16 protein-coding genes are annotated in these 15,023 nt (G+C 40.5%); 10 read left to right on the top strand and 6 right to left on the bottom strand.

Going from position 1 to position 15,023, the window contains the following annotated elements; genetic code table 11:
- Positions 1–24: 24 nt before the first annotated feature.
- The gene (locus KH400_RS07810) at positions 25–234 is read right to left on the bottom strand and encodes a DUF1659 domain-containing protein (protein WP_217223688.1); all 210 of its coding nucleotides are present in this window, start codon (positions 232–234) and stop codon (positions 25–27) included.
- 172 nt (positions 235–406) lie between these two features.
- Here KH400_RS07810 and KH400_RS07805 point away from each other — a divergent pair, with 172 nt between their 5' ends.
- From KH400_RS07805 to KH400_RS07785, 5 genes are all read left to right on the top strand, one after another.
- Positions 407–721, top strand: a complete 315-nt coding sequence (locus KH400_RS07805) for a hypothetical protein (protein ID WP_217223685.1) — start codon at positions 407–409, stop codon at positions 719–721.
- 203 nt (positions 722–924) lie between these two features.
- Positions 925–3,078, top strand: coding sequence for an amidase family protein (locus KH400_RS07800; RefSeq protein ID WP_217223683.1), 2,154 nt, complete (start codon positions 925–927; stop codon positions 3,076–3,078).
- Positions 3,079–3,424: 346 nt separating this feature from the next.
- Entirely contained in the window at positions 3,425–3,766 is a 342-nt protein-coding gene (locus KH400_RS07795) for a hypothetical protein (protein ID WP_217223682.1), read from the top strand.
- A gap of 19 nt (positions 3,767–3,785) precedes the next feature.
- The gene (locus KH400_RS07790; protein ID WP_217223681.1) at positions 3,786–4,469 is read left to right on the top strand and encodes a DUF4352 domain-containing protein; all 684 of its coding nucleotides are present in this window, start codon (positions 3,786–3,788) and stop codon (positions 4,467–4,469) included.
- 762 nt (positions 4,470–5,231) lie between these two features.
- Entirely contained in the window at positions 5,232–5,444 is a 213-nt protein-coding gene (locus KH400_RS07785; RefSeq protein WP_217224064.1) for a methionine aminopeptidase, read from the top strand.
- A 40-nt stretch (positions 5,445–5,484) separates the two neighbouring features.
- Here KH400_RS07785 and KH400_RS07780 read toward each other — a convergent pair whose 3' ends face one another.
- The 5 genes from KH400_RS07780 to KH400_RS07760 all read right to left on the bottom strand — a co-directional run bounded on the left by KH400_RS07780 (position 5,485) and on the right by KH400_RS07760 (position 8,815).
- Entirely contained in the window at positions 5,485–5,973 is a 489-nt protein-coding gene (locus tag KH400_RS07780) for a VanZ family protein (RefSeq protein WP_217223680.1), read from the bottom strand.
- A 290-nt stretch (positions 5,974–6,263) separates the two neighbouring features.
- Positions 6,264–6,734 carry a hypothetical protein gene (locus tag KH400_RS07775; RefSeq protein WP_217223679.1) on the bottom strand — a complete coding sequence of 157 codons (471 nt, stop codon included), beginning with the start codon at positions 6,732–6,734 and terminating at the stop codon, positions 6,264–6,266.
- Positions 6,735–6,939: 205 nt separating this feature from the next.
- Positions 6,940–7,629 (bottom strand): ATP-binding cassette domain-containing protein, encoded by a 690-nt coding sequence (locus KH400_RS07770; protein ID WP_217223678.1) that lies wholly within the window; start codon positions 7,627–7,629, stop codon positions 6,940–6,942.
- A complete protein-coding gene (locus tag KH400_RS07765; RefSeq protein WP_217223677.1) occupies positions 7,622–8,008 on the bottom strand; it encodes a GntR family transcriptional regulator in 387 nt (128 codons plus the stop codon). Before KH400_RS07765 ends, KH400_RS07770 begins: the two co-directional genes overlap by 8 nt.
- 3 nt (positions 8,009–8,011) lie before the next feature.
- Positions 8,012–8,815 (bottom strand): hypothetical protein, encoded by an 804-nt coding sequence (locus tag KH400_RS07760; protein ID WP_217223676.1) that lies wholly within the window; start codon positions 8,813–8,815, stop codon positions 8,012–8,014.
- 627 nt (positions 8,816–9,442) lie between these two features.
- Here KH400_RS07760 and KH400_RS07755 point away from each other — a divergent pair.
- The 5 genes from KH400_RS07755 to KH400_RS07735 all read left to right on the top strand — a co-directional run.
- Entirely contained in the window at positions 9,443–9,640 is a 198-nt protein-coding gene (locus KH400_RS07755; RefSeq protein ID WP_217223675.1) for a YwzD family small protein, read from the top strand.
- Positions 9,622–10,125, top strand: a complete 504-nt coding sequence (locus tag KH400_RS07750) for a VanZ family protein (RefSeq protein WP_312889087.1) — start codon at positions 9,622–9,624, stop codon at positions 10,123–10,125. The genes KH400_RS07755 and KH400_RS07750 overlap by 19 nt, the downstream gene beginning before the upstream one ends.
- 210 nt (positions 10,126–10,335) lie before the next feature.
- The gene (locus tag KH400_RS07745) at positions 10,336–12,357 is read left to right on the top strand and encodes an S-layer homology domain-containing protein (protein ID WP_217223673.1); all 2,022 of its coding nucleotides are present in this window, start codon (positions 10,336–10,338) and stop codon (positions 12,355–12,357) included.
- 193 nt (positions 12,358–12,550) lie between these two features.
- The gene (locus KH400_RS07740; RefSeq protein WP_217223671.1) at positions 12,551–14,659 is read left to right on the top strand and encodes an S-layer homology domain-containing protein; all 2,109 of its coding nucleotides are present in this window, start codon (positions 12,551–12,553) and stop codon (positions 14,657–14,659) included.
- Between the two features lie 71 nt (positions 14,660–14,730).
- A partial coding sequence (locus KH400_RS07735) for a transposase (RefSeq protein WP_217223669.1) occupies positions 14,731–15,023 on the top strand: 293 nt, incomplete at its 3' end.

Genomic DNA, 15,023 nt, shown 5'->3' with positions numbered 1-15,023 from the left:
TTTCGTTAAGTAAATAATTTTGCCTTACACTAGGCTGTAAACATTGTTTCGTTCGATGCTCATCGCTGGATGCTGTTGCAAGCCAATTAGTGCTTGTGCTGTGTTTGTTAGTTGTTCGTCTGTGGCGTTTAACTTGACGTTGTTAAAGCTTTTCGTCCTATAGATCGGTAACCCATCATCATCAATCCCAACTTCGAATTGAAGAGATAGTCGTGAGTTTTTAATGACTGCCATCACCCTCACCTCCTTTCACTCTATATATAGTGAGAACGATGAGTTTCAGGTGATATGTGAGAAAAAATTTTTAAAATGGTATAACTAGCAGTTTTACAGTCACTTCGTCCTTCTTGAATTATGTTATAATTTAGAAAATAAAATTAATTATAAAACAGAGGTGAATAATAGTATGACTTTCGATGAGAGAGCGGCAATTCAGTTGCGGATGCAGCAAATTTTTCAAGAGCGTGAGAAGCTTCAGGCCGAGTATGATGGGTTGTTTACTCGTTTGCGTCAGATTGACCAACGAGACCCAAGTATCGCTTCCGCTGTACCGGTGGAGGAATTAGGGGATAAGCAGAGTGCGGCGGGTAGGGAGGTGGCTAATAGTCAATTCCCAGACATGGGGAACTTTGATACTTTCAATGAAAAAGAGATTGATACGAAAGAATTCGACCAACGCCTGGACCAATTACAGCAGTTTTTGGAAAAGGAAGAGGACTGATGGGGTCTGACCCTAGAGAATAAAAAGTTAAAAGTGAGGAGAAGAAATGAGGGGAGGTCTTTCCCTCATTTTTTCTTTGAAATATTATCTCTCAATCTAAAAGATTCATATGGTTAAAAATGTTACCTTTTTTAAAAGGAGGTGGGGGACGCTAATTCTAAAAATTTTTACTAGATCTATTAAATAGGGAAGGGGTTAAAAACGTGAAACAAAAAAAGTTAATAAAACGAGTAATGTATCTAGTGTTAACGTCCATTATTGGATTGACAGGGGTACTATCTTTCGGGTCTGCGAGCTTTGCATCAGAAGGTTTGAAGATTGAGGAAATAACAGCTAATGAACTGTTATCTGGTTATGAGGATGGTCAATATTCAACTGAGGAGATTATTCAGGCCTATCTTGACAGGATTGAGACATACGAAGGAACATATAATGCGTTTACGTTTATGAATCATGAAGCTTTAGAGGATGCAAAGGAAATTGATCGCTTACGTGAGGAAGGAGCAGAGCTTGGACCTTTAGCAGGTATACCAGTCGTTATAAAAGAAGCAGTTGATGTTAGTGGATTTCCAACAACGTTTGGCTGGGCTCCACTCAGTGAGGAAGCTGGTGGCATTGAGTTAATGCCAACCAATGATGCACCAGTGGTGACTAGATTGAAAGAAGCAGGTGCGATTATTATTGGGAAAACAAATATTCCAGCGTTTAGTGCGACAGGTACACATGCAAGTACGAGTTGGGATGGACCGACGTATAATGCCTTTAACCCGACCGCTGCTCCAGGTGGAAGTAGTAGTGGGACGGCTATGGCCGTTTCAGGAAACTTTGCAGTCATGGGAGTCGCTGAAGAAACCGGGGGATCGATCCAAAACCCGGCTGCAGCACAAGGGGTTGTTGGTATCAAACCTTCGTTTGGACTTGTACCGATCACAGGAGTTACACCCCTAGCAGGAAGTACACGTGATGTACTAGGGCCGCATGCCCGCACGGTTGAGGATGCTGCGTTGATGCTAGACGTTATGGCCGGTTACACCGAAGTGGATCCGTTAACTGAAGCAGCAATTGGTAACGTTCCAAGTAATGGATACTTATCAGCTCTTGATGATTCTGCTCTTGACGGTAAACGAATTGGGCTTTTTGGTGCAGGGTGGCGTGATGTCGAACTGACAGAAGAAACAGCAGAGCTTTATAATCTCGCTATTCAACAACTAGAAAGCCAAGGGGCAGAGGTTGTCGACGATCCATTTGCAGGTTCTGAATTTGCAAATTATGTTGAGGAAGCAGGGAATGTCGGCTATGAGTCATTCTTTTACGATCTAGCAAACTATTTGAAAAACTTAGATCCAGATAATGATGCACTGACAATTGACGATGTCTTTGCAGAAGCGGGAGAAATCCCTTGGACAGAGGATGGACCACTAAGCTGGTTAGTTGGACGTGTCGATATTGATGAAGCATTAAGTAACCCAGAAGTAGAAGTAGATTTAACCCATTTTAATGAGGTTAGGAATGAGTACTTACGAATCATCAATGAAGTGATGGACGAACATAAACTTGATGCGTTTGTATTCCCACAAATGTATAAAGAAACACCTGAGCTAGGGGGAGAAAACATTGGTGCGACGACGGTGTCTGAAATTAACATTAGTGGCTTGCCACTAATAACTGTTCCGGCGGGTTATTACGAAAGTGGATCACCGTTTGCGTTGGCATTTTTCGGTGAGATGTGGAGTGAAGCTGACCTTATTGCGATGGCTTATGATTATGAGCAAGCAACCGGGCATCGAAAATCCCCAACATTAATTGAATCACCAGTTACGTTTACTGATTTACAGCCGAATCATCCCGATTATGAAGTGGTGATGGACTTAGTAGCAACTGGGATTATCAATGGATATGAATTAGCGGATGGTACAAAGGAATTTCGTTCAGATGAAAAAATTACTCGTTCTCAAGCAGCACAGATGTTTACAAGTGGACTTCAATTAGATGTACCGGAAAACTTAGAGGGTGCTTTAGAAAATTACAATGACATTCATGCCAATCACTCTTTTGCTAAAGCAATTGCAGCTACTACTGAAGCTGGATTGTTCAAAGGGAATGGAGCTGTATTTATGACTGATCAATTCTTAACAAGAGAACAACTCGCTTCGGTTTTAGTGAGGGCATTTGGCATCGCGCCGGTTGCTGAGAGTTCTCTAGAAATGGGATATCTAGCGGATGTTAGTCCCGCGCACTCTGAAGATGTTGTGACTTTAGTTGAACAAGGAATATTCGAAAAATCAGAGGAATTTAAGGCCAAAGAAACTGTTTCACGGGTTGAGTTTGCAAAGTCTTTATACAACGCTATGAATTAATTCGGTAAAAATGTTCGGGTCATCTCCCCTCCTCCTTAGGGGTCTGACCCTCAGTGCGTTAATGTGATAAAGTTTATAAAGTTAGTAAAAAGGGGCCTCGCTGGTACGCGGCTCCTTTTTGTGCGGGGAAATGGTGATTTTTAGTGAGGGGTCTGACCCCTTTTTTCTTTTTTTACATTCGCGCCTTTCTAACGATAACAATGCTAATTACATAGGTTTGTTTTACTATTTAAGTTCTATTATTTATAAAATTATAGTAGATAATTGACGAATTATAGTTATTTATTACCATTATTGTGGTATGATATAGGTGTTGTTATCAGAAAATGGAAGAGGGTGTGGAAATGTGAGTAGGACTACGGAAGTGGTATTAGGTATTATAGGTGGTCTTATTGGTTTTGGTGGTGCATTTTTGGCACTGTTTATCGGCGGGATTGATGAGGCAGTAAGTGGTAGCAGTGAAATATCAGGTTTGGGAGCTAGTGCTTTTCTATTTAGTGCTCTCGCGATCATCGGGGCGATTGTTGTTAAGTTTAAGGCGAAAGCTGGAGGCTGGTTGATGGTGATTAGTGGTATAGCTATATTAATTTCTATTAGTTTATTTGGTGTCGTACCAGCTTTATTCCTAGTGGCAGCGGGGCTAATGGGCATTATGCGTAAACCCAAAAAGCAACCCGTTGCACAATAAATGAAAGGGGGAAGAGTATATGTTTAAAAAGATATTATTAGGTGGCTTGGGGTTTTTCGTATTTCTCGTCTTTATAGGTATTATTATTGGTGATGGGGACGAAGAGGTTTCGTCCACTCCAGAGGAGCAAGTGACAGAATCTAATCAAGGAGACGAAGCAGCTGAAACAACCGATGAACCTGCAACAGAGGAAGAGGCCGATACCAATGAAGGTGAAGCTAATGCTGATGAGACAGAGCAAGCTGGTGAAGGTGAATCTGATGAGTTCGTTTATGACGGACAACAGGTGTTTCGAATGAATGAAGCTGTGCAGGCAGGTGAGCTTACATATGTAGCGAACCAAATTTACGCACAAGATCGTATTGAAGGTGATTTTGAAGTCGCTGAAACGAGTGGGATGTTTTTAATTGTTGATCTGGATATTATGAATAATGATAACGAAGCGAGAATGATAGATTCTGCGATGTTAAAAGTGATTGATGCCAATAGCGGCAGTACATTTGACCCAGATTCAACGGCAACGAGACTAGCATCTGGCGGACTTTCGTTTTTCTTGGAAAATGTCAATCCAGAATTCACGGTTAATGGCATGGTTGCATTTGAAGTTCCCGATCTAGATCGTCCATTTATCCTTGAAGTTGATTCAGGAATGATGTTTGCAGGTGGTGATAGTCAATATATCTTCCTTGAGTCAGTGGAGTAACCGTGGTGTTATTCATGCAAAGATGACACATTTATATATAAGAGATGAGGACCCTTCTTTATGTTAATAGGGTCCTCATCTCTTTTTTTCTTTGGGAGGTTATCTATCAAGTTGAAGGATTTGCTAGATGAGGAGTGATATGATTTTCATGATGATAGGGTTCAGTGCAATTACATAATTTTCTTTATTCAGTTCATATTTAGTTCATATTGGTTTTATATAATGAAGTTGGGTGGAAGACTAATTAATAGGATAATAAAAAAGTTAAGCTTTTAGGCTGGATTGTGACATTTCGCATTTAGATTTGACGTTAAAGAAGGTAGATTAATAGTATAAAAAATTCTTAAAAGGTGGGGATAAATTTTAATGATGACGTATAAAAAGGATTTTCAAAAAATACTTCTTCAATCCGTTTTTCAATTTTTAAGTGTGTTACTAACATTTTTATTGGTTATACAAGCGCAGTTTGTGGTTGCGACCCTCACATTTGGTATCGCATTGATCCTGTTTCACTTCGGTAGATCCATTGTCGAAGGCCAATCATGGGGACAAAGCCCTCCACAATTAGGGGTCTGACCCCCTCACTGCATTAATGCGATAAAGTAAATAAAGCTGATAACAAGGGGCCTGCAAGGATCGCAGGTTCTTTTTTTGTGTGATGAAATGAGGATTTTGGTGAGGGGTCTGACCCCCGGTTGCCATGTATGAATTTTCGATATTTGTCACATCCTAAGTGAAAACTAATATTTAGGGTGGATGAATATGGGATTACTTAATGCGTTCAATCAATGGAGAGAAGATCGGTACCAAAAGAGAATTGCTAAGGCACAAGCATCGGGGAAGTGCCCTGATTGCAGTGGATTGGGGTATGATCCGATGCTAATCAGCGAGTATTATGGTTATTTTAGTGCCGATGAATTGAATTGTCCGGGATGCAATGGTACCGGCTCTTTTACTGATTGGTCAAGTGAATAAGGCGCTCAAAACATGAAGAAGCATTTGATCTCATTCCTGATCAAATGCTTCTTTTATTTTTTATCATCTTTGTCACTGCTTTTTTCTTTGAAATCATAACAACGGTTGAAATGATGACGACGGTGAGGAGGCTTGCCGTTGAGTTAAGGATCACATCAAGTAAGCGTCCGTCGCGTGAGTAAATAAATGTTTGGTTTATTTCATCAAGGAAACCGAATAACGTGACCGCTCCCCAGACAACCAATAGCTTCACCCAGAGGTTTTTGATCGACAGGTTCAAATAGAGTAAGTATGTAAGAGTTGCGTAAGAAAGCACATGTCCTAATTTCCGTAATAAAAATTCCTCCTCAACTCGAAGGGAGTAGAATCGGTAAAACGGACTGTCAGCGTTAAAGAGAAAAGATAATTGAAAGGGACCTTCATAATGCGGGAGGTGAAACCATGTTGCTGGCTCCGTAACCAGTAACTGTGGTGTCATCGAGGACTTTATTATGAAGGCGACCATTAGAAATAGTAGAATATGCTTCACGATCGTTACGTCCTTTTTTAAAAGTTAATTTCCACTTTAACACAATCTTCTTATTTATGGAAATTAGCCAGCAGGACAACGTGGAAATATAGTCGTTCGACAATGGATTGTCGGATTATTTCCTTGGAAATTGTCAGATGATGAATATTCATTTCCGACGATTGAGGACTTCGACAGCATTGGCCCTCGAAGACCCGCTATCCGTGATTTCGACTCCTATTAATCGTCTCAAATAGACATTGAGGTAGATCCAAACGGCACCCGCTTGTTCGTAATTGTCCATTTCTTCGTTATTCCTCATAATTATACGACCAGAGCAGGCGCCATTCATTATCTTCCTTGGCGACAAAAACGTCCTGATGAATTGAAAAGACGCCATAGGAGCTGTTATATGTTTTGGTGACAGGCACTTGATAGACAGGGGCAAGAGGTTCATGATTTTCAGACATTTGCCATTCGCTCAGCTTATTCGAACTGCCAATCTCTAAATCATAGGTGCTGACACCAAAATGCTCAACAAAGATGTGATCGCGATCCTGTACATAACCATCCCTTGAAAAGCGCTCTTTCATTTGTGAGTGGAAGAGGTCATAAGAATGCCAAAATTCACGGTTCTGTTCATACGTATAAAACTTTTTTACAACCTTTGTTTCAGGTTGGTGCATCATCGTACAAGCGGAAATAATCACAACGAGCAGTAACACGAGTGCGCCGACTGCAATTATTTTAGGGTTCGGTTGCTTTCTAGCAAGTGATTTCATTGGTGTCCCTCCCATTCCGAAAGCTTGGTTACAACATGTCTATGCTTGGGAATGGTTGTCTCATGTTTCGTTTTCTTTTACGAAAAAAAGCCAAAGCTGTTAGCCATGGCTTCGTTCGTTATTCGTCTAAAGGTGAGCAATTAGGCACATCGTAGACTTCAAATATGGTATCTGAAAAGGGAGTCAGCCTTTTCGGATTTCTTCCTTATTCATAAATACTTGTCATCCATTCAACAATGCCCATATTTTTCTCACTTCGAAGTTGTTCTACATTGTGATGTCCGATAATGTCTCCATCTTTGATCGCGATTACTTCATCTAAAATCATTTCAATTTCTTTGATTTCATGAGTTGTGACTAGAACTAGTTGGTTTTCAAGATCAATAAACGAGATTAAGCCTTTAACGATTGAGTCACGGACCATTGGATCGAGCCCCGAAAGCGGCTCATCCATTAAAATTACTGGCACTTCACGAGCGAGAGTAAGCACGATTTTTAAACGGCCACGGTTCCCTTTTGAAAGGTGCTTTAGTTTAGCATTCTTATCTAGCTTCATAAATCTGAGAATTTCTTCTGCCTTTTCGCTGTTAAAGTCAGGGAACTGGGAGGCATGAAAGTCGATTGTTTGCCCAACATTGTAGAAGCCATAATACTCATCAAGCTCTGATAGGTAGGAGACGTGCTTGGCGATTCGATGGTTTACAGGAACCTCATTTACGGTTACGCTTCCTTTCGTCGGCTGGATCAAACCGGCAATTAGTTTTAACGTTGTTGATTTTCCACTGCCGTTCTCACCAACTAGGCCGATAATTTTCCCCTTTGTCAGTTCTAGGTCAACCTCACGCAAGGCGATATTTCGCAAATATTTCTTCGTCACTTGATCGAGCTTAATCATTGCCCATACCTCCTGTTTGTTCGTGTAAAAAAGCTTTTAAACCAGCTTCAATTTCATCATCCTCGTAGCCGAGTTCGCGCATACTTTTAACAAATTCCAAAATCTCTTCTTGTTTCATCAGTTCTCTCATATTTTTTAAAATCACCCGATCTTCAGTTACAAATGTTCCTTGTCCCCGTTTTGTTTCAACGATGTTTGTCGCTTCTAATTCCCGGTATGTTCGCTGCACGGTATTTGGATTGACGTTTGATTGGATTCCCATTTCTCGTACGGACGGCAGTTTATCCCCAGGGTGTAGCTCGCCTCGTAAAATTTTTCGCTTAATTCGGTCAGCGAGCTGTTGATAAATCGGTTTTGATGAATGAAATGTATCAACCATCGGCTACACCTCAACCTTTCGATCGAGAATCCAACAAGCCGCAACAAAGATTAGTAAGGTAAATAAAGCTTCGGTGAAGTAAAAGCCGAAGTAGACCGTTAGTGGACCGGTTTCGGTAGCGACGTCTGTCCCGCCGTCAAGACTGCTCGTCATACTAAGGCTAAAGAGAATCTCGTCTAGATTGATAGGCCCCCACATCGTGATCGCTCTATAAAATGCTGTCTCGGTAAACCAGCCATAGATGATCACATTAATGATAATAAATGAGAAAAATGTTGCAATAAGACTTAGGAACGTGCTGAGGGTGCGTGAGAGTAATAAGAAAATCATCCAAAAAAATAAAAACCAAACCGCAAAATTAATCGCAATTAAAAAAATATGAATGCTACCCAAAAGGCCGATATCTGCAACTTCCATCCAACGGATTTGTATTGGGATGTTCTCAACGCTACTAACGGCGACCATCAGCGTAAGACCAGTAATAGCAAAGGTAATGACCATCGAAATTAGTGCGGCTACTAGTTTTGCTAGAAGAAGTGAATAGCCTGACATTGGCGTATGGAGCCAAAGATGCATCTTCTTTCTTTCTGAAGCTAAACTGTAAAGCAAGTAATAGACGAGGTACATTCCTTGGACACCGATCGCTGATAAGGCAACAATGGCAACAGCTTCCCAAGGATACCCCGCGCGTTGTCCGAAATAAGCAGCCACTGCTACTAATAAAACAAAAGCAACAAGTGGGATGATAAAGGCAGGTACCCCTAAACGCAGTTCTTTCTTCGTTAAATTCAACCAAGCGGTCATCATGAACGCCTCCATTTTTGAATATTGTATATGAGTATTAGTGTACTATTTGGTTAATACACTGTCAAGAGTACCTGCAGAAACGGTGCCAGGCACCACATGGGGGGTGCCTGGCACCGTTTCTCTTCCGTTTTCTGATAATTCTAATAAAATGGTAGTATTTCTACTATGGTTGTAGTATAATTGGTATAAAAGGAAATAAATGGGGGTATGGCTAGTGCCTTTGATTCAGATGAACGCGGTATGGACGCCATTAGAGATCTTCAAGATTAAGCTATATAAAGGTGATGATGGTTGCTACTACATGCGCTTTAGAAACAGGGATTTAAAACGGATTACAGGGAGAAGGTAGAGGAGTGTTTTTCCTGTGATCCTCTAAAAGCAGTAACTCACATAAATTATAAGAATAAAAATTTGGAGCAAGCACGATGCTTGCTTTTTTGTTGGCGTAGTTAATTGAGCTATTGTCAATCAAGTCAAAAGAAAAGGAAGTCGGTCACTTCTAGTTGGGGACCGGCTTCCTTTTTTTACTATATATATAGAAAAGTAATTAACAGATATTCTCAATCTGGTTATTTTCCACTATAATTGAGGCAATGGAATTGGAAAAAGTAGGTGATGGAAGTGGATGTGAAAACGAAGAGTGAACAGGAAATATTGTTAGATATATTAAAAGTGGCCTATCAAAAGGGGAATAGTGAATCTGAGTCGATTGAACTATCTGCGTTTGTTGGAGAGATTTCAGAGCAGCTCCGGCCGTTTGTACAAGAAGTGGAAGCGAACAAGGTTTCAAAACATGGGGTGACAACGTGCAGTCAAGTAAGGTAGGGCGTATCATTTATTATTTTTTGCCGCTGTTTATTTGGGGTGGAGTGATCGTTTTTGCATCGACACAGCCATACGAACAGCAAGACGCTCGACCGGTCGTTGGTTCTTTTGATTTGAGTTGGGTTGAACGCTGGTTTTCTTGGGTTTCTTTTACTTACTCGGAATCGATCGTCAGTATTGAAACACGTGGTACAGCGGGGTTTATTGAGTTTTTTATCCGCAAAGGCGCTCATCTTGTTGTGTTTTTTGTTTTAGCGTTTTTAATGTATCGTTTTTTACGACTCTTTTCACTTAAAACGATCACTCGTGCAACATTGACTCTTGGCTTTATCGTCATCTTTGCCGCGGTTGATGAGTTTCGCCATCTATTGCACCCGAATCGCACGGGGCTCGTTGAAGATGTGGTCTTAGATACGATCGGCGGAATGCTAGGCATTGCGTTAGCTCTTTTCGTTTATCGAAAAAAATTGTGTTCTTGCCGATAATTGTTTGAAGGGAAATGTTCAGAAGCACTTAAACAAACGTTTAATTAAGACGATACATAAGAGAACATTACCGAAATTTAATATGTTTCCTAAAACTGTTTGTGGTAAAATACTTAAAGTAGTTTCATATGACTGAGGATTTTGTTCTAGTTTGTTACCATTTTTATCATTAATATATGGTTTGATAGATTTATATAGGAGGATGTTTAGATGAAGTATTCCCCAAACGATTTTAGTAAATTTTTAGCCGCATCAATGGCAACAACGGCAGTGGTTGCTGCACCAGTGGCTGGAAGTACGTTTGCAGCTGATGTGAGTTTTACGGATGTAGACGATTCGGCTTACTACGCTGAGGCGATTGAAGCGTTAGTTGAAAGAGGTGTTTTGAAAGGTTACCCGGATGGAACGTTTAAACCAGGCGATTCGGTGACACGTGCTGAGGCTGCAGTAATGCTGGCGGATCTTTTAGAGTTCGATACTAGTCAGAACTCTGCAGCCACTAGTTTTTCAGATGTAAAAGACGGGGTTTGGTATACGGGCGCCATTTCAGCGTTAGTAGATGCTGAGATTGTGAATGGCTTCCCAGACGGGACTTTCCGACCAGGCGATACAGTGACACGTGCTGAAATCGCTAAAATGATTGTGCTTGCTTACCCGGAACTTGAAGAGGGTGGCGATGCGAGTCGCACATTTACAGATGTGAGGGCAGATGTATGGTACAGCGAATTTATCGCTCCATTAGTTGACCACGAGATCACAACAGGGACGACGACAACGACGTTTTCACCTGGGGATGATGTGACACGTGGACAAGCGGCAACATTTTTGCACCGCGCCGAGCAGGTGGAGAGTCCAGTGCAAACAATTGAGAGCATTTCTAATGAGGAAATAGTTCTTGATGGTGTGTCTTATCAAGTTGCTAGTGATGTTCAAGCGTTACTGAATGGAGATAATCAGGACGCGTTAGCGGGTGCGAATGTCCGTGTCGAAACTTCTGGTCAAGAGGTAACAAGCGTAACGTACCTTGAGACCAATGCGGGTGGTACGGAATCAGACATCCTTGTCCTTGATGGCGGTGACTATACAGTTAACGGTGATGTTGTCATAAATGGTGACCACGTATCAGTGACAAACCTAGCGGTGGCTGGTGATTTAGAAATCTATTCTGAAACGAGTTTTGCTGCTGATGGACTAACCGTTGAGGGGAATACAATCGTCTCAGAAAAAATCCTTACGACTCAGCAAGTTTCCATTTTAAATAGTACAAACGCGAATGTGACATTTGCGAATAGTTCATTAGGAAAAGTCGAAGTCAAGAAAAATGGTGTACGTGTAAACGCAACCGGTTCAACATCAATTCGAGAAGTAAGCATGCAGACGAGCGCATCAATTTCAGCAGAGGAAGGCCAAACGATTGAGTCTGTTTCAGTCGAAGGTGATGCTGAAGATGTTGAAATTAACGCAGCGGTAACATCACTTGTTCTCAACAGTACAAAAGAAGTGAAGCTTACGGGTAAAGGAAATATCGAGAGCGTCGCAATTAATGGCAGTGAAAAAATCACAATCGACCGTGACGGTGAGATTAAAAAAGTAACTGTGCCAAAAGATTCGAAGGTAGAAGATATCATTCAGAACTTCGATGACATCAAGGACCGCATCGCTGAAGTAGAAGAGAGTGAAGATTCTACTGAAGATAGCGAAGGAACGGAAGACGAGAGTGAGGATAACAGTGATTCTGGTTCGGATGGCGCTGGTGGAGCCGGTGGCGGAGAAGGGAATACTAATAATGACTCAACACCTGAAGTAACTAACCTTGATATAAATAATATTAATTTTACTAAAAGCGGTAATACCTTTAGAGCAGAGGTTGATGCAAATACTTCTGTTCAACGTATAACAGGGGATTTTAATGTCCCAGTTAAAGTGGAAATTAAAGAGATTCAGAATCAAAATGGTGCCAATCGTTTAGGGTTGTTAACTGATGATTCTAATAGTGTTGAAACTAGTGTTGAACTTGATAGTGGTGAGCAGACATTAGATTTGTTTGAACTATTCTTACCTGGGGTAGATGATCTGTCTAGTTTAGATGCAGGTGCATTAGCAACCCTGATTAATTTTGGTGCTGATATTGAAGGTGACACAAAATCATTTGCAATCGTTATTGAATTAACGAATAGCAACAATACTAGCAAGAAAACAACTTATAATGTAGAGATAACAGTTGTAAACTAGACTTATTGTCCTAGAAGTCACTTAAATATAGTATACTTATCCTAGGTGATTGTGGTAATATTTTCAAGAGACTATACTTGTTCATATGTACCATGATAGAAATTGAGATTAGAGGACTAGATAATAAAATTTTTAAATCTTTGGGGATTCTTAAGTCAAATATAGAACAAAATTTTATTGAGGTGAAAAGTAAATGAAACGTTTTCCGTTAAGTAAAAAAGCAATTAATGTGATGTTAGCAACGGCTTTAGTAGCAACACCACTCGCAACCGTTGTTCCTGTAGGAGAACAAGTTGTAAGTGCGGAAGAGGTAACTGCTGATGATTTTGTCGATCGTCTAGTAAACATCTATGACGAGATGAATGATACGGATAAGCAGATTATTAATGATGCAAAAGGAGAACTTGATGGCGTAAATTGGGGAAATGTACTAGGTTCAGATTTGATAAATAAAATCGACACTAAAACTAGTAGCGGTAATGCTGTAGAAATTGCCGAGGCTGTTGCAGAAATTGTTTATTCAACAAGTGCTTCAGATTTAACTAGTGCAGTTAATGATTTTAGAAATAACCACAGAGAAGATTTTCATGCAATCTTTGAAGGTGAAGTAACGGTTGATGCTTTTCTTGGCTTCTTCATTGCTTTTGAAGACCATGTTCGTTCTAAATCATTATTAGAGCATATTTCAGAGCAACTAAATGATGGAGAATTTGATTATGAATCGTTTATCCGTACTAATGTAAGAGAAACTGTTGAGGAAAATTCTGAATATGAAGATTTAGAGAATAATTTTAAAGACGCAACAGGTCTTACATTTAATGATATTTTTGCTATGAAAGCTCCACTAGATCAAGAGCTAGGTCTTGAAGAGGGAACTAGAAAAGCTTTGAGAACTGCATTTGCAAATGCCATTTTATCAACATTGGAAGATGATGGGGAAAATGATGACTCATCTAATGACAGCAGTGGCGGCTCAGGTAGTTCTGGAGGTTCAGGCGGCTCAGGCGGAAGCGGTGGATCAGATAGTGGAAGTGAAGACAGTGGCTCTGACGACTCTGGATCAGGTGATGGTCAAGACGATCAATCACAAGGCGAGTCTAGTATAGATGCTAGTGATTCAGCAGATGTTGAGCATGGAACAACACCTGATGGCAAACCATCAGTAACACTTACAGTTAATACCGAAAGATTAACTGAAAAAGTCAATAGCCAAGGGGCTGTAGACCGCGTAACACTTAACATCGAAAAAGGCGATGGTGAAGTAGGAGAGATCCGTATCCCTTCTGATGCATTTGATGTTGTTAAAGAGAAGAACCCTAATGCGGTCGTTGAGGTGGCATCACAAGAAGGATCAATCAGCCTACCTGCAAGTGAGATCGACCGTGAACAGCTAGCCACGCAGTTAGGTCTATCTGATAGTGATGAAGTTAATATTTCAGTTTCAGTTAACCAGTCAGAAGATACAGATGATGTTATTGGCCAAAATGCTTTAAATGCAAAATCACCTGTTGTTGAGTTCAGCGTATCTGCAAGCTCTGGAGATCGCTCAACACCAGTTAATCGTTTCAACCAATATGTAAGCCGTGATATTGTGGGTGGCGAAGACTTTAATGCTGAACGTTCAAGTGTCGTACGTTTAAACGAAGATGGCTCATATACTCCAGTACCTTCTGTGTTTAATGGAAACCGTGCAACATTCAAGAGTTTTACAAACAGTAAATACACAGTAGTTGAAAATGAAGTGAGCTTCTCTGATGTAACTGCAGGTTACTGGGCGAAGGATCACATTGAAAAATTATCTTCGAAGTACATTATTGAAGGCTATCCAAATGGCAACTTTGAGCCAAGAGAGACAACAACACGTGCTGAAGTAGCAGCTTTACTAACTAGAAGTATCGGTTTAGCAACGGACGTAGAATATGATAACCGTTTCGCTGATGTCAGTGGTAGTGAGTGGTTCGTAGATGAATTAATGGCAGCTGTTGATGCTGGTTTAATTGAAGGTCACGAAAATGGATCGTTCTCTCCAAATGACCCAATTACACGTGAACAAGTAGCAACAATGATCGCCCGTGCCATGGACTTTGTTTCATATGACGAATCAGAATTGTCTCGAGTAGCACACTTTAGTGATCAAGCAGATGTTGCTCCTTGGGCTCAAGCTGAAGTAGAAAAACTTGTACAAGCAGGTATTCTTGAAGGCCGTCCGAACAATCAATTTGTTCCAAAAGATAGTATTGTACGTGCAGAAGTAGCTACTAGTTTAGAGCGCTTCCTCAAGTTTGTTAACTTTATGAACTAAACCATACAAAAAAACCTCTAAGGGATGAGCCGACCCCCAAAAGTTAGACCAAACTTTTGGGGGTGTTTTTTATGGCTAAATATGATGATGAATTTAAGTTAAGGATTGTTAAAGCATATCTGAGTGGAGAAGGTGGTTACCGAAGATTGGCAAAAGAATGGGGGTTGCCAGACTCTAAACCTCTAAGAAATTGGGTTCGTATCTATAATACTGTAGGTGAAAAAGGGTTAGAAAGAAGAAAAACATCAAAGAGCTATTCTGGGAAATTCAAGCTAGATGTTATACATTATTATCAAACTAGTGGAGAGTCTTATCTTGATGTTGCCATTAAATATAACCTTTCAAATCCAGGAATAGTGAAACA

The organism is Desertibacillus haloalkaliphilus (assembly GCF_019039105.1).
In the GTDB taxonomy this organism is placed as follows: domain Bacteria; phylum Bacillota; class Bacilli; order Bacillales; family KJ1-10-99; genus Desertibacillus; species Desertibacillus haloalkaliphilus.
Note: the sequence above shows the minus strand (reverse complement) of the source record. Positions and strands in the feature narration are given on the sequence as shown.